General features: G+C 64.2%; 19 protein-coding genes. 4 read left to right on the top strand and 15 right to left on the bottom strand.

The window, feature by feature from the left end; translation table 11 throughout:
- The 3 genes from HHL25_RS18755 to HHL25_RS18745 all read right to left on the bottom strand — a co-directional run.
- A partial coding sequence (locus HHL25_RS18755; protein ID WP_315853093.1) for a glycine betaine ABC transporter substrate-binding protein occupies positions 1–457 on the bottom strand: 457 nt, incomplete at its 3' end.
- 71 nt (positions 458–528) lie between these two features.
- Positions 529–1,323, bottom strand: a complete 795-nt coding sequence (locus HHL25_RS18750) for a pyrroline-5-carboxylate reductase family protein (RefSeq protein WP_169594525.1) — start codon at positions 1,321–1,323, stop codon at positions 529–531.
- 13 nt (positions 1,324–1,336) lie between these two features.
- Positions 1,337–1,966: a TetR/AcrR family transcriptional regulator gene (locus tag HHL25_RS18745; protein WP_169594523.1), complete on the bottom strand. Its 630-nt coding sequence runs from the start codon at positions 1,964–1,966 to the stop codon at positions 1,337–1,339.
- A gap of 146 nt (positions 1,967–2,112) precedes the next feature.
- Between HHL25_RS18745 and HHL25_RS18740 the strand changes: the two genes are divergently transcribed.
- Complete coding sequence (locus HHL25_RS18740) at positions 2,113–4,149, top strand: NADH:flavin oxidoreductase (protein ID WP_169594521.1); 2,037 nt, start codon at positions 2,113–2,115, stop codon at positions 4,147–4,149.
- 76 nt (positions 4,150–4,225) lie between these two features.
- On the opposite strand, the gene HHL25_RS18735 is transcribed toward HHL25_RS18740, so the two are convergent.
- The gene (locus HHL25_RS18735) at positions 4,226–4,711 is read right to left on the bottom strand and encodes an Lrp/AsnC family transcriptional regulator (RefSeq protein ID WP_169594519.1); all 486 of its coding nucleotides are present in this window, start codon (positions 4,709–4,711) and stop codon (positions 4,226–4,228) included.
- A gap of 181 nt (positions 4,712–4,892) precedes the next feature.
- Here HHL25_RS18735 and HHL25_RS18730 point away from each other — a divergent pair, with 181 nt between their 5' ends.
- The 3 genes from HHL25_RS18730 (at position 4,893) to HHL25_RS18720 (ending at position 9,940) form a co-directional block, all read left to right on the top strand.
- Complete coding sequence (locus HHL25_RS18730; RefSeq protein ID WP_169594517.1) at positions 4,893–5,093, top strand: hypothetical protein; 201 nt, start codon at positions 4,893–4,895, stop codon at positions 5,091–5,093.
- Between the two features lie 27 nt (positions 5,094–5,120).
- A complete protein-coding gene (gene putA, locus HHL25_RS18725; protein WP_169594515.1) occupies positions 5,121–8,828 on the top strand; it encodes a trifunctional transcriptional regulator/proline dehydrogenase/L-glutamate gamma-semialdehyde dehydrogenase in 3,708 nt (1,235 codons plus the stop codon).
- 185 nt (positions 8,829–9,013) lie between these two features.
- Positions 9,014–9,940 carry an alpha/beta hydrolase gene (locus tag HHL25_RS18720; protein ID WP_169594513.1) on the top strand — a complete coding sequence of 309 codons (927 nt, stop codon included), beginning with the start codon at positions 9,014–9,016 and terminating at the stop codon, positions 9,938–9,940.
- Positions 9,941–9,958: 18 nt separating this feature from the next.
- Here HHL25_RS18720 and HHL25_RS18715 read toward each other — a convergent pair whose 3' ends face one another.
- From HHL25_RS18715 to HHL25_RS18665, 11 genes are all read right to left on the bottom strand, one after another.
- The gene (locus tag HHL25_RS18715; RefSeq protein ID WP_169594511.1) at positions 9,959–11,671 is read right to left on the bottom strand and encodes a methyl-accepting chemotaxis protein; all 1,713 of its coding nucleotides are present in this window, start codon (positions 11,669–11,671) and stop codon (positions 9,959–9,961) included.
- 91 nt (positions 11,672–11,762) lie between these two features.
- Positions 11,763–12,806, bottom strand: coding sequence for a zinc-dependent alcohol dehydrogenase family protein (locus tag HHL25_RS18710; RefSeq protein ID WP_169594509.1), 1,044 nt, complete (start codon positions 12,804–12,806; stop codon positions 11,763–11,765).
- Positions 12,807–12,864: 58 nt separating this feature from the next.
- The gene (locus HHL25_RS18705) at positions 12,865–14,862 is read right to left on the bottom strand and encodes a CocE/NonD family hydrolase (RefSeq protein WP_169594507.1); all 1,998 of its coding nucleotides are present in this window, start codon (positions 14,860–14,862) and stop codon (positions 12,865–12,867) included.
- Positions 14,863–15,042: 180 nt separating this feature from the next.
- Complete coding sequence (locus tag HHL25_RS18700; RefSeq protein ID WP_169594504.1) at positions 15,043–16,674, bottom strand: ABC transporter ATP-binding protein; 1,632 nt, start codon at positions 16,672–16,674, stop codon at positions 15,043–15,045.
- Positions 16,667–17,494 (bottom strand): ABC transporter permease, encoded by an 828-nt coding sequence (locus tag HHL25_RS18695; protein WP_169594502.1) that lies wholly within the window; start codon positions 17,492–17,494, stop codon positions 16,667–16,669. The genes HHL25_RS18700 and HHL25_RS18695 overlap by 8 nt, the downstream gene beginning before the upstream one ends.
- Entirely contained in the window at positions 17,491–18,498 is a 1,008-nt protein-coding gene (locus HHL25_RS18690; RefSeq protein WP_169594500.1) for an ABC transporter permease, read from the bottom strand. Before HHL25_RS18690 ends, HHL25_RS18695 begins: the two co-directional genes overlap by 4 nt.
- Before the next feature lie 105 nt (positions 18,499–18,603).
- On the bottom strand, positions 18,604–20,193 hold the full coding sequence (locus tag HHL25_RS18685) for an ABC transporter substrate-binding protein (RefSeq protein WP_169594498.1): 1,590 nt from the start codon (positions 20,191–20,193) through the stop codon (positions 18,604–18,606).
- Positions 20,194–20,311: 118 nt separating this feature from the next.
- Positions 20,312–21,094, bottom strand: coding sequence for a carnitinyl-CoA dehydratase (locus HHL25_RS18680; protein ID WP_169594497.1), 783 nt, complete (start codon positions 21,092–21,094; stop codon positions 20,312–20,314).
- A 3-nt stretch (positions 21,095–21,097) separates the two neighbouring features.
- Entirely contained in the window at positions 21,098–23,167 is a 2,070-nt protein-coding gene (locus HHL25_RS18675) for an acetate--CoA ligase family protein (RefSeq protein WP_169594495.1), read from the bottom strand.
- Positions 23,164–23,364 (bottom strand): hypothetical protein, encoded by a 201-nt coding sequence (locus tag HHL25_RS18670; protein WP_169594493.1) that lies wholly within the window; start codon positions 23,362–23,364, stop codon positions 23,164–23,166. Before HHL25_RS18670 ends, HHL25_RS18675 begins: the two co-directional genes overlap by 4 nt.
- Positions 23,365–23,368: 4 nt before the next feature.
- Entirely contained in the window at positions 23,369–24,529 is a 1,161-nt protein-coding gene (locus HHL25_RS18665) for an acyl-CoA dehydrogenase family protein (protein ID WP_169594491.1), read from the bottom strand.
- Position 24,530: the final 1 nt, after the last annotated feature.

The following is a 24,530-nucleotide window of genomic DNA, read 5'->3' as shown; positions in this document are numbered from 1 at the left end:
CGCCCTTGGAGGGATCTTCCGGATCGGGGAAGAGTTCCGGATGCTTCAGCATATCCGGGATTGTCTTGATGTCGGGATGGGCGTCGGCAATGTACTTCGGAATCCACCAGCCCTGCACGCCGCCGTCCGGCAGCGGCGAGCCGACCTTGACGATGCGGCCTTCTTCCGTACCCTTCTTCACGACGTCCGGCAGAAGGTCGATCCAGGCTTCCGGTGCAATGTCCGGCTGACCCTTCTCCGCCATCGAGGTGATCGTCGGAACCGTGTCCCCGACCGTGATCTCCGCCTCGCAGCCATAACCCTCGTTCAGGATGATCTTGTCGAGGTTCGAGATCACCTCAGCACTCTGCCAGTTCATGCTGGCAATGGTCACGCTGCCACAATCCGCGGCGCTCGCGACCGAGGCTCCACCCAGCAGGCCAAATACCAGGCAGGTCGATGAAAGAAGAGTCTTCATTGCAGTTCCCTCTGTCTTGGCGGCATCTGAAACGACGAGCGGGGTGCCGCGAGAACCCGCCCCAACGGTTGTCAGGAGGCGTCTCCCATACTTACCGATTTCTTGAATGCGGCTCGAAGTCCGTCGGCGACGGCGCGGTCGAAACCGCCGGCCCGCATCGTCTCGATGGCGGCGGCCGTGGTTCCGCGATAATCGAGGAAGGTCTTGACCGTCTCGGCCGGATCCTCATCGCGGCGCTCGAGCAGCCGTCCGGTTCCGACAAGCACCATGTTCACGGCGCGCCGCGCCGTCGCTTCCGGCAGGCCGTGGGCGATTGCGTCCGCCATCATGGCCCGCGCGAGCAGGGCGGGAAAGGCCGGCCCGGAGCCGGTCAGGCCGGTCAGGTAGTCGATATCGGCTTCGCCGGAAACCTCGTCTTCGATGCCGCAGGCGTCGAAGATCATGCGCGCGGTGGCGCGATCCTCGGCGGTCGCTGCCGGCGAGGTGGTCCAGGGTGTATAGGACCGGCCGACCTCCGCTGCCGCATTGGGCAATGCGCGAATAACGCGGTCGGTCGCATGGACGGCCGAGAGCTGGTCGATCCGGATGCCCGCCATGACGGAGATGAGGAGCCTGCCTTCCGCGTTCACGGGAATGGCCGGCCAGTCTTCCGGGCGGACGGAGAGAATGACGACGTCCGAGCGATCGACAAGGGCCTGGTTGTCGGCCGTCCAGAACGCGTCTTCAAAACGGTCCGGCCTGTTGCGGCGATAGGAGAGGGAAAGATGGCCCGGTTCGATCGCGCCGGTGTCGAGGATTGCTGCGGCGATCGCTCCGCCCAGCCAGCCGTTGCCCCCGATGATGCCGATGCGCTGCGTTGCCGTCATCCCCGCCTCCGTCTCAATCAGGCCTGTAGCCGTGGCGGGCAAAGAAACGATCGAGTTCTCTCTGCTGGGGTACCTGGCCGGTGTAGATCGCGATATACTCGGGAATACGCTTCATGCGCAGGGCTATGTCCTCGTTCGACTGCATCGAGATGTAGCCGATCTGGACGAGGTAGGTTGTTCTGGCGCGGACATCGGCTGTGTTTTCTGCGTGCCCGAATCGCATGAACATGCGCTTCAAGGCTTCGAGCCGGATCTGGTCCGCCTGCCGTACCTCTGCCAGAAGATCATCCGACTGCAGCGCCCAGCTGCGAACCGCGAACTCGAACTTCGAATCGAAGATCTCCTCGTTCAGCCAGCAGTCGAAAACGTTGAGCATCGCTTCCGCGAGGGATTCCGCATAGGCCTCCGACTGCCGGACGATGCCGCCCGTGTTCTTGTCGCGCCAGCGGCCGACCAGGGCGTCGAGTAGTTCCACGCGATCCTTGAAGAACCAGTAGAAGCTGGTGCGCGACAGATTGAGGCGCTTGGCGAGCGGCAGGATCTTCACCGAATCCACGCCCGATTCCAGAAGCGCCTCGTAGGCCGCTTCGAGCCAACCTTCCTGCGATCCGCGCCAGCCGGTGTCGTTCAATGTCTGGTCCATGGGCAGTCTCCTAACAAATTGTGAAGGGTCGCACAAGAAAAATGTACATGAGTGTCCATGAAGGTGACTATGTTGTTTTCATTGTTGACACGTATGTACATTTTACCTAGCGTCGGGGCGACCAGTTCTAATCCGGAGCACGGCACATGTCGAACGATCCTCTTCTTCAGCCCTTTCAACTCAAGCACTTGACGCTGCGCAACCGCATCATCGTGACGTCCCATGAGCCGGCCTATCCGGAAGACGGTATGCCGAAGGAGCGTTACCGCGCCTACACTGTCGAGAGGGCCAGGGGCGGCGTCGCGATGACGATGACCGCTGGTTCGGCTGCCGTGTCGAAGGACAGCCCGCCGGTCTTCAACAACCTGCTTGCCTACAAGGACGAGATCGTGCCGTGGGTCCGGGAGATGACCGACGCGGTGCACGAGCAGGGTTCGGCGATCATGATCCAGCTCACCCATCTCGGCCGACGGACGCGCTGGGACAAGGGAGACTGGCTGCCGGTCGTCGCGCCGTCGCATCACCGCGAAGCCGCCCACCGCGCCTTCCCGAAGAAGCTCGAGGACTGGGACATCGAGCGCATCATCAAGGACTTCGCCGATGCGGCGGAGCGGATGAAGGCCGGCGGCATGGACGGGGTCGAACTCGAGGCCTACGGCCACCTGATCGACCAGTTCACCTCGCCGCTGACCAATGAGCTCGACGGGCCCTATGGCGGCTCGCTCGACAACCGCATGCGCTTCTGTTTCGACGTGTTCCGGGCGATGCGCGAGAGGGTCGGCAACGACTTCATTCTCGGCGTACGCTACACGGCGGACGAATGTCTTCCCGGCGGCACCGGCAAGGCCGAAGGGATGGAGATCTCGAAGCGCCTCAAGGAAAGCGGCCTGATCGACTATCTCAACGTCATCCGCGGGCATATCGACACCGACCCGGGCCTGACGGACGTCATCCCGATCCAGGGCATGGCGAGCGCGCCGCATCTCGATTTTGCCGGCGAGATCCGCGCGGCGACGAATTTTCCGACCTTCCATGCCGCCAAGATCCAGGACGTCGCGACCGCGCGTCACGCCATCGCCTCCGGCAAGGTCGACATGATCGGCATGACGCGGGCGCACATGACGGACCCGCACATCGTCCGCAAGATCATCGAAAAGCGCGAGGACGACATCCGTCCCTGCGTCGGCGCGAACTACTGTCTGGACCGCATCTACCAGGGCGGGCTGGCGTTCTGCATCCACAATGCGGCCACCGGCCGCGAGCAGACCATGCCGCATGTGATCGCCAAGGCCGAGGTCCGCAAGAAGGTCGTGATCGTCGGTGCCGGTCCGGCCGGCCTGGAGGCCGCCCGTGTGGCTGGCGAGCGCGGGCATGACGTCGTGGTCTTCGAGGCCGCCAGCAATCCCGGCGGGCAGATCCGGCTCACCGCACAGAGCCCGCGCCGCAAGGAAATGATCAGCATCATCGAGTGGCGCATGGCGCAGTGCGAGAAGCTGGGCGTGCGCTTCCGGTTCAATACCTGGGCCGAGGCGGAGACGATCGAGGCCGAGAAGCCGGACGTCGTCATCATTGCCACCGGCGGCCTGCCGCATACCGACATGCTGTCGAAGGGCAACGAGCTCGTCGTCTCGTCGTGGGATATCATTTCCGGAGACGTGAAGCCGGGTACCAATGTGCTGATCTTCGACGACGCGGGCGATCATGCTGCCCTGCAGGCGGCCGAGTTCATCGCGAACTCCGGAGCCAAGGTCGAGATCATGACGCCTGACCGTTCCTTCGCGCCCGAGGTCATGGCGATGAACCTCGTGCCCTATATGCGCTCGCTCCAGAAGCAGGACGTGACCTTCACCGTCACCTATCGCGTCGAGGCGGTCGAGCGGGATGGAAACGGCCTGATCGCCCATGTCGGCAGCGACTATGGCGGCGTTTCGAAGCAACGCACCGTCGACCAGGTCGTCATCAACCACGGTACCATTCCGCTCGACGAGCTCTATTTCGAGCTCAAGCCGAAGTCGAGCAACCAGGGTGCTGTCTCCTACGAGGAGTTGATTGCAGGCGAGCCGCAATCGGTCGTCCGCAATGCCGGCGGCGGTTTCCAGCTTTACCGCATCGGTGACGCGGTCGCAGCGCGCAACACGCATGCGGCGATCTATGACGCGCTTCGTCTGGTGAAGGACATCTGACAAGACGAAGGGCGGGCCTTGCAGCCCGCCCTTCCGCCCTTTCTGGCTTGGATCGCTTCGAAGGCTGCGAGCGTCGTCAGCCAGCGTTCAGAAGGTTGCCGCGGCCTTCCTTGATGGTTTCCATCGCAACGTTGGTCGACGTGCTGGCGACGAAGGGCAGGGAGGAAATCCTCTCGCCCAGCACATGGCGGTAGCGCCGGATGTCGCGGGTGCGGATCTTCAGGAGGTAGTCGAAGCGGCCGGCGATCATGTGGCACTCCTCGACTTCCTGAATCTTCTTCACGGCCGCGTTGAAACTCTTCAGTGCCTCTTCGTGGGTGTGGGTCAGCTTCACTTCGGCGAAGGCGACATGGTCGAGACCCAGCTTGGACGGATTGAGGATCGCGGCGAAGCCTTCGATGTAGCCTTCCTCGACCAGTTTCTTGAGACGAAGCTGGCACGGCGTCTTCGACAGACCCACCCGTTCGGCGAGATCGGTGATCGAAATCCGTCCCTCTTCCGTGACGACTTCGAGGATCCTGGTATCCAGTCGATCAAGTTCACTATTTTGATGGCTTGCCATGGTCTTTTCTATTCAAAATTGCCTATTGAAATAGAGAAATATTGCAAAAATCCGTCAAATCAAGTGAGAATGAATTCGTTGAACGGTATATTGTTCCGGCGGGTCGCTCGAAGCGCCGACGGGAGAACCGGGCAGCGGTTTCGCAGCGGACGCGAGCAGCCCCGAACGACAGGGATCATCAATGCACGGGACCGAATTCGAAGCGGGTGACAAACCCGAATTGCTGGCTCACTATCGCCCCCTGGCACTGAAGGCGGTGGCGGCCGCGCTCGCCCTGAGGCGTGCGGAGCCGACGGGGCCGTCGATCCGTGACACAGAGTATTCCGGACCGTATCTTCTGGACGACGACGCGGGCGAGCCCGGTCCCTCGTTCATCCGCTAGACAATCCAAAGCCCGACAGGTGTTTTCATGCTGAACGACGAAACCAGCTCCGCGTCCAACGGCGACCCGACCGCGGTCGCACCCTTCTCGAATTTTGCGCCGCCGATCCGGCCGCAATCTGATCTGCGCCGGGCGATCACGGCTGCCTATCGCCGGCCCGAAACGGAATGCCTGCCACCGCTCGTGGCGGCCGCCCGCGTCCCGGACGCCAAGCGCTACGACATTCGCACCACCGCCTACAGCCTGATCGCGGCGCTGCGTGCCAAGCACAAGGGAACCGGCGTCGAGGGGCTCGTCCAGGAATACTCGCTCTCCAGCCAGGAAGGCGTCGCCCTGATGTGCCTTGCCGAGGCGCTTCTGCGCATTCCCGATACGGACACCCGGGACGCTCTGATCCGCGACAAGATCGCCGAGGGCGACTGGGGCTCGCATATCGGTGGCGGCAAGTCGCTCTTCGTCAATGCGGCAACCTGGGGCCTGGTGGTGACCGGCAAGCTGACCTCGACGGTCAACGACCGCAGCCTGTCTGCTGCGCTCACCCGGCTCATCGCTCGCGCCGGCGAGCCGGTCATCCGTCGCGGCGTCGACATGGCGATGCGCATGATGGGCGAGCAGTTCGTCACGGGGGAAACCATCGACGAGGCGCTGAAACGCGCCCGCCCGCTCGAGGCAAGGGGCTTCCAATACTCCTACGACATGCTGGGCGAGGCCGCCACGACAGGTGCGGATGCCGAGCGCTATTATCGTGACTACGAACAGGCGATCCATGCGATCGGCACGGCGTCCGCAGGCCGCGGCGTCTATGGCGGCCCGGGCATTTCGATCAAGCTGTCGGCTCTACATCCGCGCTACAGCCGTGCGCAGGCCGGCCGGGTTATGGGAGAGTTGTTGCCGAAGGTGAAGGCGCTGGCCGTTCTCGCCAAGGGTTATGACATCGGCCTCAACATCGACGCCGAGGAAGCCGATCGTCTGGAGCTTTCGCTCGACCTGCTGGAAGACCTGTGCTTCGCGCCGGAACTCGACGGCTGGAAGGGCCTCGGCTTCGTCGTCCAGGCCTATGGCAAGCGCTGCCCCTTCGTGCTCGACTACATCATCGACCTCGCCCGCCGGGCGAAGCGCCGCGTCATGGTGCGTCTGGTGAAGGGCGCCTATTGGGACGCCGAAATCAAGCGCGCCCAGCTCGAAGGGCTGGAGGGTTTTCCGGTCTATACCCGCAAGATCCACACCGACGTCGCCTATGTGGCCTGCGCACGCAAGCTGCTGGACGCGCCGGACGCGATCTTCCCGCAATTCGCCACGCACAATGCCCAGTCGCTCGCCACCATCTACCATCTCGCCGGCCCGGACTTCGAAGTCGGCCGTTACGAGTTCCAGTGCCTGCACGGCATGGGCGAGCCGCTCTATGACGAAGTGGTTGGCAAGGACAAGCTCGACCGTCCCTGCCGGATCTACGCGCCGGTCGGCACCCACGAGACGCTGCTTGCCTACCTGGTTCGCCGCCTTCTCGAGAACGGCGCGAACTCGTCCTTCGTCAACCGGATCTCTGACCCGAAGGTCTCGATCGACGAACTGGTCGCCGATCCGGTCGAGATCGTCGCCGCGATGCCGGTGGTCGGCGCGCAGCATGACCTGATTGCCGCGCCGAAGGGCCTTTTCGGCAGCGCCCGCGACAACTCCGCCGGTCTCGACCTTTCCAACGAAGAGGTTCTTGCCGAGCTCGCCGAGAAGCTTTCCGCCACCGTTCCTGTTGCCTGGCATGCGGTTCCGCTCCTGGCAGACGGCGCGACAGAAGGGGATACCCGTCCGGTGCTCAATCCGGCGGACCACCGGGATGTGGTCGGCCAGGTCACCGAGGTGAGGGCCGAAGCTGCGGCTCGCAGTGTGCGGATGGCGGCTGACGTCGCCCCGCAATGGGCAGCTGTTTCGCCCGCCGACCGGGCGGCCTGCCTCGACCGGGCGGCCGACCTCATGCAGTCCCGGATCGAGCCTCTGATGGGCATCGTCATGCGCGAGGCGGGCAAATCGGCCGCCAATGCCGTCGGTGAGGTGCGCGAGGCGATCGACTTCCTGCGCTACTATGCCGACCAGGCCCGCAAGACGCTGGGACCGGCCCATGCGCCGCTCGGCCCGATCGTCTGCATCAGCCCGTGGAACTTTCCGCTTGCGATTTTCACCGGCCAGGTCGCTGCCGCGCTGGTGGCCGGCAATCCGGTGCTCGCCAAGCCTGCCGAGGAAACGCCGATCATCGCTCATGAGAGCGTGAAGATCCTGCACGAGGCCGGCGTTCCGGCCGGCGTGCTGCAGTTCGTTCCCGGCGATGGACGCGTGGGCGCGGCGCTTGTCGGCGCCGACGAGACGAAGGGCGTGATGTTCACCGGCTCGACCGAGGTCGCCCGCCTGATCCAGGCGCAACTCGCCGAGCGGCTTTCGGCCGGCGGCAAGCCGATCCCGCTGATTGCCGAGACCGGCGGGCAGAACGGCATGATCGTCGATTCCTCGGCGCTGGCCGAACAGGTTGTCGGCGACGTCATCGCGTCCGCCTTCGACAGCGCCGGACAGCGCTGCTCGGCACTGCGCGTTCTGTGCCTGCAGGACGAGGTTGCCGACCGCACGCTCGCCATGCTCAAGGGCGCTCTCAAGGAGCTCAGGATCGGCCGCACCGACAGCCTCAATGTCGATATCGGCCCGGTGATCAGCGCGGAAGCGAAGAACGGTATCGAGCAGCACATCGAGCGCATGCGCGGTCTCGGCTGCCGCATCGACCAGCTGCCTCTGCCGGAGGCGACGAAGCAGGGTACCTTCGTCGCGCCGACGATCATCGAGATCAACAAGCTGTCCGACCTTCAGCGCGAGGTCTTCGGCCCCGTGCTTCACGTCATCCGCTACCGCCGCGCCGATCTCGACCGACTGATCGACGAGATCAACGCCTCCGGCTACGGGCTGACCTTCGGCCTGCACACGCGTCTCGACGAAACGATCGCCCACGTCACCAGCCGCATCAAGGCCGGCAATCTCTATGTGAACCGCAATATCATCGGCGCCGTGGTCGGCGTCCAGCCCTTCGGTGGCCGCGGCCTCTCGGGCACCGGTCCCAAGGCGGGCGGACCGCTCTATCTCGGCCGCCTCGTCCAGAAGGCGCCGGTGCCGCCGCAGCAGGATTCGGTGCATACCGATCCGGCGTTGCGGGACTACATCATCTGGCTCGACCGCCAGGGTCTGTCGAGCGAGGGCGAGGCGGCCCGCAGGTTCGCCAGCCGCTCGGCGCTCGGGCTGGAGCGGGAGCTGGTCGGTCCGGTCGGCGAGCGCAACCTCTATGCGCTGCATCCGCGCGGGCGCATCCTGCTCGTGCCGAGCAGCACGAGCGGCCTCTACCGGCAGATCGCCGCGGCGCTTTCGACCGGCAACGAGGTCGTGATCGACCAGGGCCTGGTCACGCCGGCCAATTTCCCGGACCTGCCGCCGGCCGTCGCTGCCCGGATCTCCTGGACGTCCAATTGGGAAACCGACGGGCCGTTCTCCGGTGCGCTGGTGGAAGGCGACAGCGAGACCGTCGGGGCCGCGAACCGCAAGATCGCCGCACTGCCCGGTCCGCTGGTCCTGGTTCAGGCCGCGACCTCGGAAGAGCTTGCCGGCGATCCGGACGCCTATTGCCTCAACTGGCTGCTTGAAGAAGTGTCGACCTCGGTCAACACCGCGGCCGCGGGCGGCAATGCGAGCCTGATGACCATCGGCTGATGACAACTCGCCGGGAACGCATGCAATGCCGTTCCCGGCCGCTCTCATGACCTTGATGACGGCTCAGGCGTGAACAGCTTGCTGTTCGCGGACCGCCCGCGGTCGCAAATCGAATACAGACTTGCCCGCGACATGCTCTAGGATTGGCGACATTCCTGTCTCTCCGATTGCGGGGTCCGCCTTCCATGACGCAGCCTACCGACAAACCGATGCCGAGCGAGCCAGGGATCCTCGAGTTTCTGAGGATCTGCGGCGCCTTCTATCCCGACGATGCGGTCGATGCGTCGATCGAGCAGCAGCGGGCGTGGTATGATGCACTGTGCGCGCAGTTCGACCGGCCGCTGCCGCACGGCATGGCGACCGAAGACAGCCTGATTAAGGGGTGGATACCGGTGCGCCGCTATCGCCCGGCAGCACTCGGCACGCAAACGCTGCTTTGCTACATCCATGGCGGTGGGTTCGTCGTGGGATCGCTCGACAGCCATCACGCCATCTGTGCCGAGATTGCCGAAACTGCGGGCGCAGAACTTGTTTCGATCGACTACCGGCTGGCCCCGGAACATGTCTGGCCGGCGCAGCATGACGACTGCTTTGCGGTCCTGGGCGAACTGCTTGGCGAGGGGCGGAAGATCGTGCTGATCGGCGACAGCGCCGGTGGCAATCTTGCCGCGGGGCTCGCGATCAGGGCGCGCGATGCGGGCATTTCCGGGATCGTCGGGCAGGCGCTGATTTATCCGGCACTCGGCGGCGATCTCGTCTCCGGCTCCTATGTCGAGATGGCGGACGCGCCGGGACTGACCACCGCCGACACCGCCTATTACCGGGCCATCCTTCAGGCTCCGGCCGATGAGCCGATCGCCCATCCCCTGTTGTCGATGTCGCTTGCCGGATTGCCGCCGACCTTTGTCAGCGTCGCGCATTTCGACCCCTTGCGCGACGACGGCCGCGACTATGCCGCGCGGCTGGTCGGGGCGGGCGTCGAAGTCTGGTTCCGCGAAGAGCCGCAGATGGTGCATGCGTGGCTCAGGGCACGCCACATGAGCGAGGGTGCCCGGGCGGGGTTCGGCGCCCTCTGCAGGGCCGTCACCCATTTCGTGGCGCCGGCGGATTGAGGGGCGGCAGCCCCGCCGTCAGGCGACGCGGCGATGCGTGTGGGTTGCGGCTTCGGCAGAACCCGCTTCGCGGATGGCCTTGCGACGGTTCAGCTTGAAGCGGTCGACGAGTTCGACGAGTTTCGCGGCGCCGCCGGCGAGCGCCTGGCTGATCGAGTTCATTCCGCCGACCATGGCGCTGTTCTGCTGCGTCATCTGATCGAGCGAATTGACCGCGGCGTTGATCTCCGACAGGCGCAGCGACTGTTCTGCTGCTGCATTGGCGATCGCCTCGACATTGACGTCGATCGAATGGACGAAGGTCTCGATCCGGTTGAGTGAATCACCGGTGTCGGCGACAAGGCGCACGCCTTCCTTGACCTCGGCGGTCGAATTCGAGATCAGGTCGGCGATTTCCTTCGCAGCCTTTGCCGAGCGTTGGGCGAGCTCTCTGACTTCCTGGGCGACGACGGCAAAACCCTTGCCGCTCTCGCCGGCGCGGGCCGCTTCGACGCCTGCGTTGAGGGCCAGCAGGTTGGTCTGGAAGGCGATTTCATCGATCACGTCGATGATGTTCGAGATCTCCTTCGATGCGCCTTCGATGCGACCCATGGCGGCGACCGTAGCATTGACCACCTCGACCGACTCCATGGCCGCCTTGCGGGCGTCCTGCACGAGCGCGCGGGTGTCGTTGGTGCGCACGGTCGAGTCCTTGATGGTCTCGGTGATCTGCGTCAGCGCGGCCGAAGTCTGTTCGAGCGACACGGCCTGCTGTTCGGAGCGTTTTGCGAGTTCTTCCGATCCGCCCTGCATGCGGGCGCTGTTGGAATTGAGCGCCGAGGTTTCCGCGAGAACCTCGACCAGCGTTTCCTGAAAGCGTCCGATCGAGGTGTTGAAGTCGTGGCGAAGGTGTTCGAATTCCTTCTCGAAGGGCGTGTCCATCGTGAAGCGGATGTTGCAGTCGGCAAGACGGTGGAGACCGGCAGCCAGTTCATTCATGGCGCGAACCCGGCCGCTCACATCGGTTGCGAACTTGACGACCTTCCAGACCTTGCCGGTCTCGTCGAGGATCGGATTGTAGGTTGCCTGGATATGCACCTTCTCGCCGGACTTGGCGACGCGGGTGAACTGGCCGGCATAAAATTCTCCGGCAGCCAGGCTCGGCCAGAAGGCGCGATATTCGGCGGCGGCGACGTAGTCCTTTTCGCAAAACATCGAATGATGCTGTCCGACGATTTCGTTCAGGCTGTAGCCGAGGGTTTTCAGGAAGTTCTCGTTGGCCGTCAGGATCTCGCCCTTCGGCGAGAACTCAATGACGGCCTGAGAGCGCGTCAGGGCCTCGATCTTGCCGTTGCTGTCGAGCGACTGGAGCTTTTCGGCCGTGATGTCAGTCGCGATCTTGACGACCTTGACGGGCTTGCCGCGTCTCAGGACCGGATTGTAGCTGGCTTCGATCCAGATGGCGCGACCGCCCTTGCCGAAGCGTTTGTATTGCCCCTGATCGAATTTTCCCGCAGCGAGCCCTTTCCAGAACTCCCGGTAAGCGGGGGACGCAGCCTCAGCCTGATCGACGAAGATGCGGTGGTGCTTGCCGACAATCTCGGCCGGACTGTAGCCAACTGCCCGGCAGAAGTTCTCGTTGGCCGCGAGGATGTTGCCCTGGAGATCGAACTCGATGATCGCGAGCGACCGGCTGAGGGCGTCGACGACAAGTCTCGAATCGTCGCCGAGACCGAAGGGCATAGTGGGCATGTAGGACTCTTCGCGGGAGGAAAACGTAGAGTCTTTTCTACTTGGGTATCACCAATTTTCCGTTAAGGCTAATAAAGCCAAACGTATGGTTCTATTTGAAACTGTCGATGATCGTGATCCCGTTTTCGGCGAAACGGTCCATCTCCATCAGCGCTGGCACCGCCTCAGTGAGGGAAATGTGGCGGCCGATCAACTGCTGCGGCCTAAGGGTTCCGGCGGCAATCATGTCGAGCATGGCGTCATAGCGCCAAGCCTGCATGCCGTGGCTGCCGTAGATCTCCAATTCATGGGCGATGACGCGGGCCATCGGGACTTCGGGCGTCGAATGTGCCCCGAGCAACAGGCCTACCTGGACGTGTCGGCCGCGGCGCCGCAGGTTGAGCACCGAATGGCAGCAGGTAGAGGGATGGCCGAGCGCGTCGACCGAGACATGCACTCCGCCGCCGGTGGCGTCGCGGACCGCCGAGACGACATCGGTCTCCACTGAGGCATTGATCGTGACCGAGGCGCCGAGTGAGCGTGCAAGCGCCAGCTTGTCTTCGGCGATGTCGATCGCGACCACATTCGCGCCAAGTGCCTTGCCGATCATGATGGCGGAAAGGCCGACACCACCGCAGCCGTGCACGGCCAGCCACTCGCCACCCTTCAGGCGTCCCTGATCGACCACGGCGCGGAACGATGTGGCGAAGCGGCAGCCGAGGCTGGCGGCGGTGGCATCGTCGATCGCATCGGGCAGCTTCACCAGATTGTGGCTCGCATAGTCGAGCGCGACATATTCGGCAAACGAACCCCAATGGGTGAAGCCGGGCTGGAACTGTTCCTCGCAAACCTGCTGGTTGCCGGACCGGCATTCGACGCAATGGCCGCAGCCCGAGACGAAGGGAACAGTGACACGGTCGCCGACCGCAAAGCCGCGCACGGACTTACCGAGCGCCACGATCTCGCCGGCGAATTCGTGGCCGGGAACATGCGGCAGACGGATGTCGCTGTCATGCCCCATCCAGCCATGCCAATCCGACCGGCACAGGCCGGTCGCCGTGATCTTGACGACGACGCCCTCCTCCGGCGGTGCGGCATCCGGAACCTCCACGATCTCGGGTGCTTCGCCGAACCGCTCATAAAGCATCGCCTTCATGGCTTCATCCTTGTTGTCCGTTTCAAATCGTCGACGAAGCGATAGCCCGAAATACGGACTACTGGAAGTCGCGCGGGATCACGGTTTCCTCATGGCGTTCGAAGATCAGCTCGTCGCCGTCATAGGCCTCGACCTCGATGGCGATCAGCCACTCGGTTTCGGTGCAGGACATCGAGGTGGTGGCGACCGTCCGTACCTCGAAGCCGGGGCGGGCCATGTCGCAGGTCCAGATTGCCGTGCCAGTCATCGAGAGTGGATCGTCGGGCGCGATCGACCAGAATTCCTCGCGGACCTGCCGGGTGGCAAGCCCGGTGTCGGGGTGCTCGGTGAGCCCGGTGTCGTCGAGGATGTGATAGGTCGTCAGGTGATTGGTGATGTCGCGTGTCACCTCGCGCAAGCTATCGCCTTCGGCATGGGTGACATAGGTGGGCAACGGATCTGGATCCGAAGGCTCCGGAACGGAGATGTCTCGATGCTCGCCGAGCAGCGGCATCTCCAGCACGAGACCTGCCTTGTCGATGGTGACGCCCGGATCGGTGGGCGGCGGCAGGATCATCGGCCAGTAGCTGGTCGAAAGTGCAAGCCGGATCCGGTGGCCGGCGCGGAAGCGATAGCCGCAGGCGTCCAGCACCAGGGTCACCTCGACCTTCTCTGCATGGGGCATGGGTGTCGGGTCGGCATTGCCGTTGCGATGGGCAAGGTTCAGTACGCCGAAGGATACGCGATAGCTGGTGCCGTCCGGATGGACGTCGCAGATGCGCGCGCAGAGATTGGCCCAGTCGTCATCGCAGGATACCTCAAAGCGGACGACCGGACGACCGAGGTAGTCGATGTCTTCGGCCAGGGGTTCGCTGTCGAAGCAGAGCGAGCCGCCGTCTTCGAAGCGCTGGTCGGCGGCAAGCTCGGCATCCGGCTTCAGCGTGAACCATTCGCCCGAGGCGGTGCCGAGATCGAGCGGCGAGCGGAGGAAAACGTCGCGCGCCGCGCTGGCGGACGGCGCGGCGGTGGCCAGCCGGTCGCTTGCGTCGATGCCGAACGTCTGCATCTGGGGCGTTTCCCAGGCATGCTTCGCCACCCAGCGGCCGGGGTCGAAATCGCGGCGCGGGGCAGGGCGGATCGCGTCGAGGATATAGGCGCGCACCTGCGGCGTCGCGTCGGTGCCGTTCTTTTCGCCGCGCAGGTGCCGGTTCCAGAAGGCGATCGCTTCGCCGATGAAGTCGGCGCGCGGCTTTGGCCAGGCAAAGTGCGGATATTTGTGGACCCAAGGGCCAATCAGCGCCTTGGCATGGGCGCCGATGCCCTCGACCGCCTTCAGTGGCGTGTTGCGATATCCGTCGGCCCAGCCGGCGATGACAAGGGCCGGGATCCTGAAGGCGGAAAAGTCCTCGGCGATCGAGCCGTGCTCCCAGAAAGCATCGCGGCGCTGGTGGGACAGCCATTCCTCCATGAAGAAGGGTTCGTTTTCGAGCCGCTCGAGCCACATGTCCTTCCATCGCTCACCGACCAGTTCCGGATCGGGCGAGCGCGACTGGTAGCCCTGCATGGTCGCGGCCCAGGAGAGCTGGGCGTAGAGCTGGCAACCGTCCTTGTAATGGATGTCGTCGTTGTAGCGGTCGGTGGTGGAGGCAATCGAGATGACGGCCTTCAGCGCAGGCGGGTTCATCGCCGCGACCTGCAGCGAGTTGAAGCCGCCCCAGGAGATCCCCATCATGCCGACATTGCCGTTCGACCAGGGCTGCGCGGCGATCCAGGCAATCAGCTCGCAGGCATTCGCCAGTTCCAGGGGCGTGTATTCGCCGTCGATCACTCCGTCGGATTCGCCCGAACCGCGGATGTCGACGCGCACGCCGGCAATGCCGGCGGCGGCGAAATGCGGATAGGTGCTTTCGTCGCGCATGCAGGTCCCGTCGCGCTTGCGATAGGGCAGGAACTCGAACACCGCCGGGACCGGATCGGCCTCGGCGCCCTCCGGCATCCAGATGCGGGCGGCCAGCCGCGTGCCATCGGCAAGGATGATCCATTCGTTTTCAATGACGGTGTGGGAGCGAGGGGACATGCTGTGCCTTCAGATGATGAATTCGAGTTCGTGGTGTCGCCCCTCCCAAACCCTCCCCACAAGGAGGAGGGCTTAACCCCGGCCGCGCCGTTGGTGACGGAACCGTGGGCTTGCCGCATGTTCTCTCCCCCCTTGTGGGGGAGATGGCCAGCAGGCCAGAGGGGGTCTTGGGACAGTGCGTCAGTTGCCGGCGCTTGCCATCTTGCGGGTCGCCAGCGCCTTTTCCAGCCAGCCGATCTCCATTTCCGGGACCGACTTGAGCAGGAGGTCGGTGTAGTCGTCGAAGGGCGGCTCCAGCACCTTGGACTTCGGTCCGAAGCGCACCAGCCGGCCGCGATGCATGACGGCGACCGAATCGGCGATGGCGCGGACGATGGCGATGTCATGGGTGATGAACATGTAGGATACATGGGTTTCGGCCTGCAGGCGCATCAGCAGGCTGAGGATGCCTTCGGCGACCAGTGGATCGAGCGCCGAGGTCGGTTCGTCGCAGAGGATCAGTTCCGGTTTGGCGGCAAGCGCCCTGGCGATCGCGACACGCTGCTTCTGGCCGCCGGAAAGCTCGGCCGGATAACGGTCCACGAAGCCGGAGCCCATCTCGATCTGTTCCAGCAGTTCCTTGACGCGGGCGGTCTTCTCGGCCCCGTGCAGGCCGTAATAGAAGGTCAGCGGCCTGCCGATGATGTCGCGTACCGTCTGGCGCGGGTTCATCGCCGTGTCGGCCATCTGATAGATCAGCTGGATGCGCCGGAGATCGTCGCGGCTGCGGTTCTTCAGGGCCGGCGTCAGTACCTTGCCATCAAAGGTGACGCTGCCCGACAGGGGCGGCAGAAGGCCGGTGATGACGCGGGCGAGCGTCGACTTGCCGGATCCGCTCTCGCCGACGACGGCGAGTGTCTGGCCTTTCGGCAGGTGCAGGCTGACATCATGCAGGACCTTGAAGCCGTTTGAGTAGCCGGCGGTGACATGTTCGATCTGGAGCTGGGCGCCCGTCTGGTCCGCCGCCTCGTCCTTCTTGGTCTGCCGGACGTTGACGAGGGCGCGGGTATAATCCTGAGCAGGCGCCTCGATGATCTGCCGGGCGGTGCCGTATTCTACCGTCCGGCCGTGACGCAGCACCATGATGTCGTCGGAGATCTGGGCGACGACGGCAAGGTCGTGAGTGATGTAGAGGGCGGCGGTGTGAGTCTCCTCGATCGCGTGCTTGATGGCGGCCAGGACGTCGATCTGGGTCGTCACGTCGAGTGCTGTGGTCGGCTCGTCGAAGACGATCAGTTCGGGATACGGGCAGAGCGCCATGGCGGTCATGGCACGCTGCAGCTGGCCGCCGGATACCTGGTGGGGATAGCGGTTGCCGAAGTTTTCGGGGTCGGGCAGGCCGAGCACGCCGAAGAGGTAGACGGCGCGCTTGCGGGCCTCCTCGACGGTCATCAGCCTGTGGGTGAGGCTTGCCTCGATCACCTGGTCGCCGAGCTTGTGGGCCGGATTGAAGGCGGCTGCCGCCGACTGCGCGACGTAGCAGACGCGGGCGCCGCGCACCTTGCGGATGCCACCCTTGCCGAGGGCCAGGATGTTCTCGCCGTCGAGCAGCACTTCGCCGCCGGTGATGCGGACACCGCCGCGACCATAGGCGAGGGCAGAGAGGCCGATCGTCGACTTGCCGGCGCCGGATTCGCCGATCAGGCCGAGAACGCGGCCCTTGGTCAGGTCGAAGGAGACGCCCTCGACGATGGTGATGTCCTTCGGCGGCTCGCCGGGCGGATAGGCGGTCGCCTCGATCTTGAGATTACGGACGGAAAGCAGCTCAGGCATCGCCTCGCCCTCCCTTCAGGCTAGAGGTTCGCTTGAGCAGCCAGTCGACCACGAGATTGACGCAGACGGCGAGCGCGGCAATCGCCGAGCCGGGGACCAGGGCTGCGGAAATACCGAAGATGATGCCGTCCTTGTTGTCCTTGACCATGCCGCCCCAGTCGGCGGCCGGCGGCTGGATGCCGAGACCGAGAAAGGAAAGCGTCGAGAGGAACAGGATCGAGAAGGCGAAGCGCAGACCGAATTCGGCGAGCAGCGGCGAGAGCGTGTTGGGCAGGATCTCACGGAAGATGATCCACATCTTGCCCTCGCCACGCAGTCTGGCGGCCTCGACGAATTCCATCACGGCGACGTCGAGCGCGACCGCGCGGCCGAGGCGGTAGACGCGGGTCGAGTCGAGGATGGCCATGACCATGATGAGGACGAAGAGATTCTGCGGCAGAACGGCGAGCACCACGAGCGCGAAGATCAGCGTCGGGATCGACATCATCAGGTCGTTGAAGCGCGACAGGACCTGATCGAGCGGGCCGCGGGACACCGCGGCGGTGAAGCTCAGGAAGATGCCGAGCGAGAACGAGATGACGGTGGCCGCGAGCGCGACGAAGAGCGTCGTGCGCGCACCGTAGATCATGCGCGAGAGCAGATCACGGCCGAGATTGTCGGTGCCGAGCAGGTAGGGCGCACCCATCGGTTCCCAGACGCCGGCGACGACCTCGCGTTCGCCGTAAGGGGCGATGAACGGGGCAAAGACGGCGCAGATGAAGGCGATCATGATGCCGAGAATGCCGATCCAGGCGCTAAGGGGGATGTCTCTCAATCTCATCGCGGATGCCTCAGTCTCGGATTGGCGACGATCGCGATGATGTCGGCCAGCATGTTGAGGAAGATGTAGACGGCGGCGAAGATCAGGCCGCAGGCCTGGACCACCGGCATGTCGCGCACTGTCACCGCATCGACCATGTACTGGCCCATGCCGGGATAGACGAACACCACCTCGACCACGACGACACCGACGACGAGGTAGGCGAGGTTCAGCGCGACGACGTTGACGATCGGGGCGATGGCATTCGGCGCTGCATGCCTGACGATGGCGCGGAAGGCCGGCAGGCCCTTGAGTTCGGCGGTTTCCATGTAGGCCGACGACATGACCGAGAGGATTGCCGCACGCGTCATGCGCATCATGTGGGCCAGAACGACGAGGACGAGGGTGGCCGTCGGCAGGGCCATGGCTTGCAGTCTTTCCAGGAAACCCATGCCGTCATGAACGGTGGCGGGAAATGTCGCCAGGTTGAAGTTGATGGCGAAGAACAGGATCAGCAGGTAGCCGACGAAGAACTCCGGCAGGGAGATCGCCGCAAGCGAAATCACGTTGATGATGCGGTCCGGCATGCGGTTGCGGAAATGAACGGCGAGCATGCCGAGCATGACGGCGAGCGGCACCGAGACGGTGGCGGCGAAGGCGGCAAGAAACAGTGAATTGCCGAGACGCTTGCCGATCTGCTCGGTGACGGAGTTGTGGCTTGCCCACGAGGTGCCGAAGTCTCCCTGCAGGGCATTGCCGAGCCAGGCGAAGTAGCGGGTGACGATCGGCTGGTCGAGGCCGAGCTGCGAGCGGATGTTGGCGACCGCCTGGGGCGTGGCCGACTGGCCGAGATAGGTTGTGGCGAAATCGCCGGGCAGGGCTTCCACGCCACCGTAGATCAGCACGGATACGGCAAGGAGAAGGAGGATGCTGAGCGCCAGCCGCTGCACCACGAGGGTCAGCAGAGGAAATCGCTCCGATAGCTTGCGGGCCGGTGGTTCACCGGTATCGGTCGATGAGGTCATGGTCAGCCTGCCGATGTCCAGAAATGCGGGAAAGACCCGCGGAGCCATCTCCGCGGGTTGATTGACCGGAGCGGCCGCAAGAAGCGACCGTTCGCTTTCCTGGCATCAGCCTTCGAGCCAGACGCGGGTCGCGACGTAGCCGTTCGACATGTCGTTGCCGATGTCGTGGACGTAGCCCTTGACGTTCTTCGTCGCGGCATTCACGAAATCGTTGAACATCGGCAGGATCAGGCCGCCCTCGTCGCGGACCATCATCGCCATTTCGCGATACATGTCCTTGCGCTTCGTCTCGTCGAGTTCCGAGCGGGCCTGCAGGAGCAGCTTGTCGAAATCCGGACGGAGGAAGCGGGTGTCGTTCCAGTCGGCGGTCGAGAGATAGGCCGTCGAATACATCTGGTCCTGGGTCGGGCGACCACCCCAGTAGGACGTGGAGAAGGGCTGCACGTTCCAGACGTTCGACCAGTAGCCGTCGCCGGGTTCGCGCTTCACCTCGATCTCGATGCCGGCCTTCTTGGCGCTTTCCTGGTAGAGGACGGCCGCGTCGACGGCACCGGGGAAGGCGACATCCGAGGTGCGCAGCAGGACCGGACCGGAATGGCCGGACTTCTTGAAGTGGAAGGATGCCTTGTCCGGGTCGTAGGCGCGCTGTTCGATCCCTTCCGGGAAGAGGGCATAGGTGTTGTTGATCGGGAAGTCGTTGCCCACCTTGCCGTAGCCGCCGAGGATCTTCTCGACCATGGTCTCGCGATCCATGGCATACTTGAGTGCAAGCCGCAGGTCGTTGTTGTCGAACGGTGCGGTGTTGCAATGCATGATGAAGACGTAGTGGCCGCGGCCCGAGGTGTTGAGGATTTCCACCGTCGGTGCGCGCTTCAGCAGCGACACGGTCTTCGGGTCGACGCGGTTGATGAAGTGGACCTGGCCCGACGACAGAGCCGCGATGCGGGCGGTGGCGTCATTCATGCCGATGATCTCGATCGAATCGACATAGCCGCGGTCGGTGCGCCAGTCGTTCGGGTTCTTTTCGAGCGTCGCGCGGACGCCGGCTTCAAAGCTGGTCAGCTTGTAGGGGCCGGTGCCGATAGAGGCGAGCGGATCGTCATTGCCGCCGTTCGGCTGGATGACGAGGTGGTAGTCGGTCAGCAGCAGCGGCAGGTCGGCATTGCCCTCGGTCAGCACGAGCACGAGGTCGTCGCCGTCCTTCTTGATTTCCTTGATCGACTTCATGACGCCGAGAGCGCCGGACTCCGACTTCTCGTCGGTGTGGCGCTTCAGGGTGGCGATGACGTCGTCGACGGTGAGGGTCTTGCCGTCGTGGAACTGGACGCCCTTGCGGATCTTGAAGGTCCAGGTGGCCGCATCGGCGGACGGTGCCCAGCTCTCGGCGAGTGCCGGCACGGCCGCACCCGTCAGCGGGTCGCTTTCGACCAGCATGTCGCCCCAGCAACGGCCGACGCAGAACATGAACTGCGAGAGGAATTTTGCCGGGTCCTTGCTGTCCGTGGCCGAGCCACCTTCCAGACCGAGCTTCAGATGTCCGCCGCGCTTCGGCTCTTCGGCGGAGGCGCTGGCAGCGAAGAGGCTGCTGGCTGCCGTCAGTGTCAGGCCGGCCGCCATGGCCCGTCCCATGAACTCGCGGCGGTTCATTCCGCCGGACGTCGCACGACCTGCAAGGTACTTCGTGTAATCGTTCATTGCCTGTTCCTTCTCTGGTTGACGTGACACGCCCGGGTCTTTGTTATTGTTCCCGTGGCGCTGGTGATCGTTTCGATGTCGTTCATCAGGCCGATCGCCTCAGCCTTGCTCCCTTGTCCTATTTTCCCTTCCACACCGGATCGCGCTTTTCGGCGAAGGCGCGCGCGCCTTCGAGCTGATCTTCGCTCGAATAGAGGATATCGACCGTGCGGTACTGCCGCTTGGTGATCTTGTTCATCGCGGTCGGAAAATCCTTGCCTTCTGCATCGCGGACGATCTCCTTGATCGCCGCGTAGACAAGCGGCGGGCCGCTTTCGAGCAGGCGCGCGAGTTCCCACGCGCGTTCCATCAGCCTGTCGGCCGGCAGGATCTCGTTGACGAAGCCCCAGCGATGCGCCTCTTCGACATCGAGCCAGCGGCCGGTGAGCAGCATGTCCATCGCGATATGGTAGGGGATGCGCTTCGGCAGCTTGATCGATGCGGCATCGGCCACCGTGCCGGAACGGATCTCCGGCAGGGCGAAGGTGGCGTGTTCCGCCGCAAGAATGAGGTCGGTCGAAAGGGCGATCTCAAGGCCGCCGCCGCAGCAGATGCCGTTGACGGCTGCGATGATCGGCTTGTTGAGGTCACGCAGTTCCTGCATGCCGCCGAAGCCACCGACGCCATAGTCGCCGTCGACCGCGTCGCCGGCCGCCGCCGCCTTCAGGTCCCAGCCCGGGCAGAAGAACTTTTCGCCGGCGCCGGTGATGATGGCTACGCGCAGGCTTTCGTCATCGCGGAAATCCCGGAATATCTCGCCCATGATCCGGCTTGTTACCAGATCGATCGCATTGGCCTTGGGGCGGTCGATCGTGACCTCGAGAATGCCGTTTTCGCGGCGGGTGCGGATCGGGTCAGTCACGCGTCAACTCCTTGTCCTGATGAGGGCGTCTACGGCGATGACACCGGAACCTTCCGGAAACACCATCACCGGATTAAGGTCGAGTTCTTCCACCTTGGACGCATTGGCTGCGACATATTGTGATACGGCTGCGACCATGTCGATCAGGGCTTCGACATCGCCGGGCGGTGCACCGCGGTAGCCGGCCATCAGTTTCGAAACCTTCAGGCTGGCGATTGCCGACCGGATTTCGTCGGTGGTCACCGGCAACGGCAGGACCGCGCCGTCATCGAGCAATTCCACGAGAATTCCGCCGGCGCCGATCGTCAGGACGAGGCCAGCGACCGGATCGCGCATGACGCCGACGATCACCTCGGCGACGGGCTTCGTCATCACCATCTTCTCGACGAGAAAACGGGAGGAGATCGGGGCCATGGCGGTCGCCGCGGCACTGACGTCGGTGGCGTTCTGCAGGTTGAGGCGGACGGCGCCTGCCTCCGTCTTGTGAGCAATGCCGAGGCCCTTGAGAACGACGGGATAGCCGAGCCGGTCGGCGGCCTTCACCGCTTCTGCGGGATCCGCCGCCACGACACCTTCGGGGACCGTGACGCCAAAGCGGGCCAGTTCCGGCTTGGCGCGATCCTCGAACAGGGTGACAAGGTCGGTGCCGGCGATGGTTGCATCGAGGCGCCGGGCGGGTGCCGGCCGGGACCAGGTTTCGTGGATGCCGTTGGCGATTTCCACCGCGGCCAGCGCCTCATCGATGCCGCAGAAGGGCACGACGCCGGCGTTGACGAGGGCAATCGCAATCTCCTCCGGCATGTTCTCACCCATCGACGCGACCACGCCGGCATTGGCGCCGGTCGCGTTGCGCGCATCGATGATGGCATGGACCGTGGTCATCCAGTCTGCCGGGTCGCAACGATCGGTTCTCGGAAAGTCGAGGACCACGAGATTGAGGGCGTAGTCGCCCTTCATCATCGTCGCGAAGGCCGTCGTCTGTTTCTCTCGATTTCCCCAGACAAAGGTGTGGTAGTCGAGAGGGTTGGAGAGGGTCACCATCTGGCCGAGCACCTCGCGCAGAACCGGCAGCTGCTCGGGCTTCAGGTCGCGGAATTTCACGTTGCGACCGACGCCGGCATCGGCGACCAGCGAGGCCTCGCCGCCCGAACAGCTCATCGAGGAGACCGTATTGGAGGCAAGCGGCCCGCAGACATGCAGGAGCTTCAGCGTTTCGAGCAGTTCCGGCAGGGTATCGACACGCCCGATGCCCAGGCGCTTCAAGACTGCCGACGAGACCTTGTCATTGCCGGCCAGTGAGGCCGTGTGCGACACGGTCGCGCGCTGGGCGGCTTCGGATTTTCCGACCTTGAGGCCGATGACCGGCTTTCCGAGTTCCCGCGCGCGGGATGCCAGGTGCTCCAGCATGTCGAGATCGTCGAAGCCCTCGATATGCAGGCCGACCGCGGTGACGCGCGGATCCTCGAGTGCCGCGACCGCAAGGGCGGAGAGGCCCGTCTGCGCCTGGTTGCCGGCGGTCATCAGATAGGCCAGCGGCAAGCCGCGCGCCTGCATCGAGATGTTGCAGGCGATGTTGGAGGATTGCGTCAGGATGGCGACGCCCCTGTCGGTGCGGATCATGCCGTGCTGGTCCGGCCAGAGCAGCGCACCGTCGAGCATGTTGATGAAGCCGTAGCAATTGGGGCCGAGCACGGCCATGTCGCCGGCCGCCTCGACCAGTTTCGCCTGCAGCTCATGGCCGTCAGGCAATTCCTCGACGGCTTCGGAGAAGCCCGAGGCATAGCAGACCGCGCCGCCGGCGCCACGCTTAGACAGGTCGCGCATGATGTCGATCGTGGCCAACCGGTTGACGCCGACGAAAGCGGCGTCGGGCGCCGCCGGAAGGTCGGCGACCGAACGATAGCAGCGATAACCGTGTACTTCGTCTCTGGTCGGATGAACGGGCCAGATCTCTCCCCGGTAGCCCATCTTGCGGCACTGTTCGACGACGCGCCCGGCTTCCTTGCCGCCGAAGACGGCGATCGAACCTGGACGGATCAGTCGGGAAAGCGCGTTCGGGGAGAGTGTTTTCATCCAAGCCACCTGCTGCTGAGGAATACGCCAGGCTCGAGAGCCTTGAAGAGCGAGGCGGCTCCGGGGTCCGGAGCCGTCTTCGGTGTCGTGTGTGGACCGTCGCCGGAAATGTTGAGGAAGCTCGTGTCGGTGCCGCCGCCGCTCGCCAGCTGGGCGATCTTCTTGAGCAAGCTCAGGCCGGGGGCGGTGCCGCGCATGGTGTCAGGCTCCAAATGGCCGCAACAGGTCGCGGCTGATGATGTGACGCTGGATCTCGCTGGTGCCGTCCCAGATCCGCTCGACGCGGGCGTCGCGCCAGAAGCGGGCGAGCGGCAGATCGTCCATCAGCCCCATACCGCCATAGATCTGGATCGCCTGATCGGTGACGCGGGCCAGCATCTCGGAGGCGTAGAGCTTGGCCGAAGCGATCTCGCGGTTTGCCGGGAGCTTCTGGTCGAGCCGCCAAGCGCCGGCCAGCGTCAGGTAGTCGGCCGCGTCGATTTCCGTGATCATGTCGGCGAGCTTGAAGGAGACGCCCTGGTTGGCGCCGATCGGCTTGCCGAACTGGTGGCGTTCGGCTGCGTAGGGAACGCAGTAGTCGAAGACGCGGCGGGCGCGTCCGACACAGTTGGCGGCAACCGTCAGGCGGGTGCCGTAGAGCCAGTCGTTGGCGAGGTCGAAGCCCTTGTGCACCTCGCCGAGGATCTGGGCCGAGGGGAGGCGACAGTCGTCGAAGTTCAGGATGCAGTTCTGGTAGCCGCGATGGGAAACCGAATTGTAGCCTTCGCGGATCTCGAAGCCCGGCGTGCCGCGGTCGACGAGGAAGCAGGTGATCAGCTTCTTCGGCCCACGGGGCGTCTGCTCTTCGCCGGTGGCGATGAAGACGATGACGAAGTCGGCGATGTTGGCATGGCTGATGAAGTGCTTGGTGCCGTTGACCACCCAGTCGTCGCCATCCTTCTTTGCGAAGCACTTCATGCCGCGCACGTCTGAGCCTGCGCCGGGCTCCGTCATGGCGAGCGCATCAAACTTCTCGCCCTTGGTGGCCGGGATCAGGTAACGCTCACGCTGGTCGTCGTTGCAGCCCATCAGGATGCCCGAAGGGCGGCCGAAGAAGACCGTGAGGGCCATGGAGGCGCGGCCGAGCTCGCGCTCGACCAGGGTGAAGGTCAGATGGTCAAGGCCGGCGCCGCCGACGTCTTCCGGCATGTTGCAGCCGAAGAAGCCGAGTTCCTTGACCTTGCGGGCAATTTCCTGACCCATTTCCGGGGGCACGAAACCCTGCTTCTCGACCTGGTCCTCGAGCGGATAGAGCTCCGTTTCCACGAAGCTGCGCACCGTGTTGACGATCATGTCCTGTTCTTCGGTCAGTCCGAAATGCATA

It is taken from the genome of Rhizobium terricola (assembly GCF_012927355.1).
Classification (GTDB): domain Bacteria; phylum Pseudomonadota; class Alphaproteobacteria; order Rhizobiales; family Rhizobiaceae; genus Allorhizobium; species Allorhizobium terricola.
This window is presented reverse-complemented; position numbering and strand designations above follow the sequence as displayed.

Bases quoted from the DNA above. Each gene is read 5' to 3' on its own strand.
- putA (WP_169594515.1), top strand. From the start codon at position 5,121: ATGCTGAACGACGAAACCAGCTCCGCGTCCAACGGCGACCCGACCGCG.
- HHL25_RS18715 (WP_169594511.1), bottom strand. From the start codon at position 11,671: ATGCCCACTATGCCCTTCGGTCTCGGCGACGATTCGAGACTTGTCGTC.
- HHL25_RS18690 (WP_169594500.1), bottom strand. From the start codon at position 18,498: ATGACCTCATCGACCGATACCGGTGAACCACCGGCCCGCAAGCTATCG.
- HHL25_RS18700 (WP_169594504.1), bottom strand. From the start codon at position 16,674: ATGCCTGAGCTGCTTTCCGTCCGTAATCTCAAGATCGAGGCGACCGCC.
- HHL25_RS18695 (WP_169594502.1), bottom strand. From the start codon at position 17,494: ATGAGATTGAGAGACATCCCCCTTAGCGCCTGGATCGGCATTCTCGGC.
- HHL25_RS18750 (WP_169594525.1), bottom strand. From the start codon at position 1,323: ATGACGGCAACGCAGCGCATCGGCATCATCGGGGGCAACGGCTGGCTG.
- HHL25_RS18665 (WP_169594491.1), bottom strand. From the start codon at position 24,529: ATGCATTTCGGACTGACCGAAGAACAGGACATGATCGTCAACACGGTG.
- HHL25_RS18720 (WP_169594513.1), top strand. From the start codon at position 9,014: ATGACGCAGCCTACCGACAAACCGATGCCGAGCGAGCCAGGGATCCTC.
- HHL25_RS18675 (WP_169594495.1), bottom strand. From the start codon at position 23,167: ATGAAAACACTCTCCCCGAACGCGCTTTCCCGACTGATCCGTCCAGGT.
- HHL25_RS18740 (WP_169594521.1), top strand. From the start codon at position 2,113: ATGTCGAACGATCCTCTTCTTCAGCCCTTTCAACTCAAGCACTTGACG.
- HHL25_RS18745 (WP_169594523.1), bottom strand. From the start codon at position 1,966: ATGGACCAGACATTGAACGACACCGGCTGGCGCGGATCGCAGGAAGGT.
- HHL25_RS18685 (WP_169594498.1), bottom strand. From the start codon at position 20,193: ATGAACGATTACACGAAGTACCTTGCAGGTCGTGCGACGTCCGGCGGA.
- HHL25_RS18705 (WP_169594507.1), bottom strand. From the start codon at position 14,862: ATGTCCCCTCGCTCCCACACCGTCATTGAAAACGAATGGATCATCCTT.
- HHL25_RS18730 (WP_169594517.1), top strand. From the start codon at position 4,893: ATGCACGGGACCGAATTCGAAGCGGGTGACAAACCCGAATTGCTGGCT.
- HHL25_RS18710 (WP_169594509.1), bottom strand. From the start codon at position 12,806: ATGAAGGCGATGCTTTATGAGCGGTTCGGCGAAGCACCCGAGATCGTG.
- HHL25_RS18735 (WP_169594519.1), bottom strand. From the start codon at position 4,711: ATGGCAAGCCATCAAAATAGTGAACTTGATCGACTGGATACCAGGATC.
- HHL25_RS18670 (WP_169594493.1), bottom strand. From the start codon at position 23,364: ATGCGCGGCACCGCCCCCGGCCTGAGCTTGCTCAAGAAGATCGCCCAG.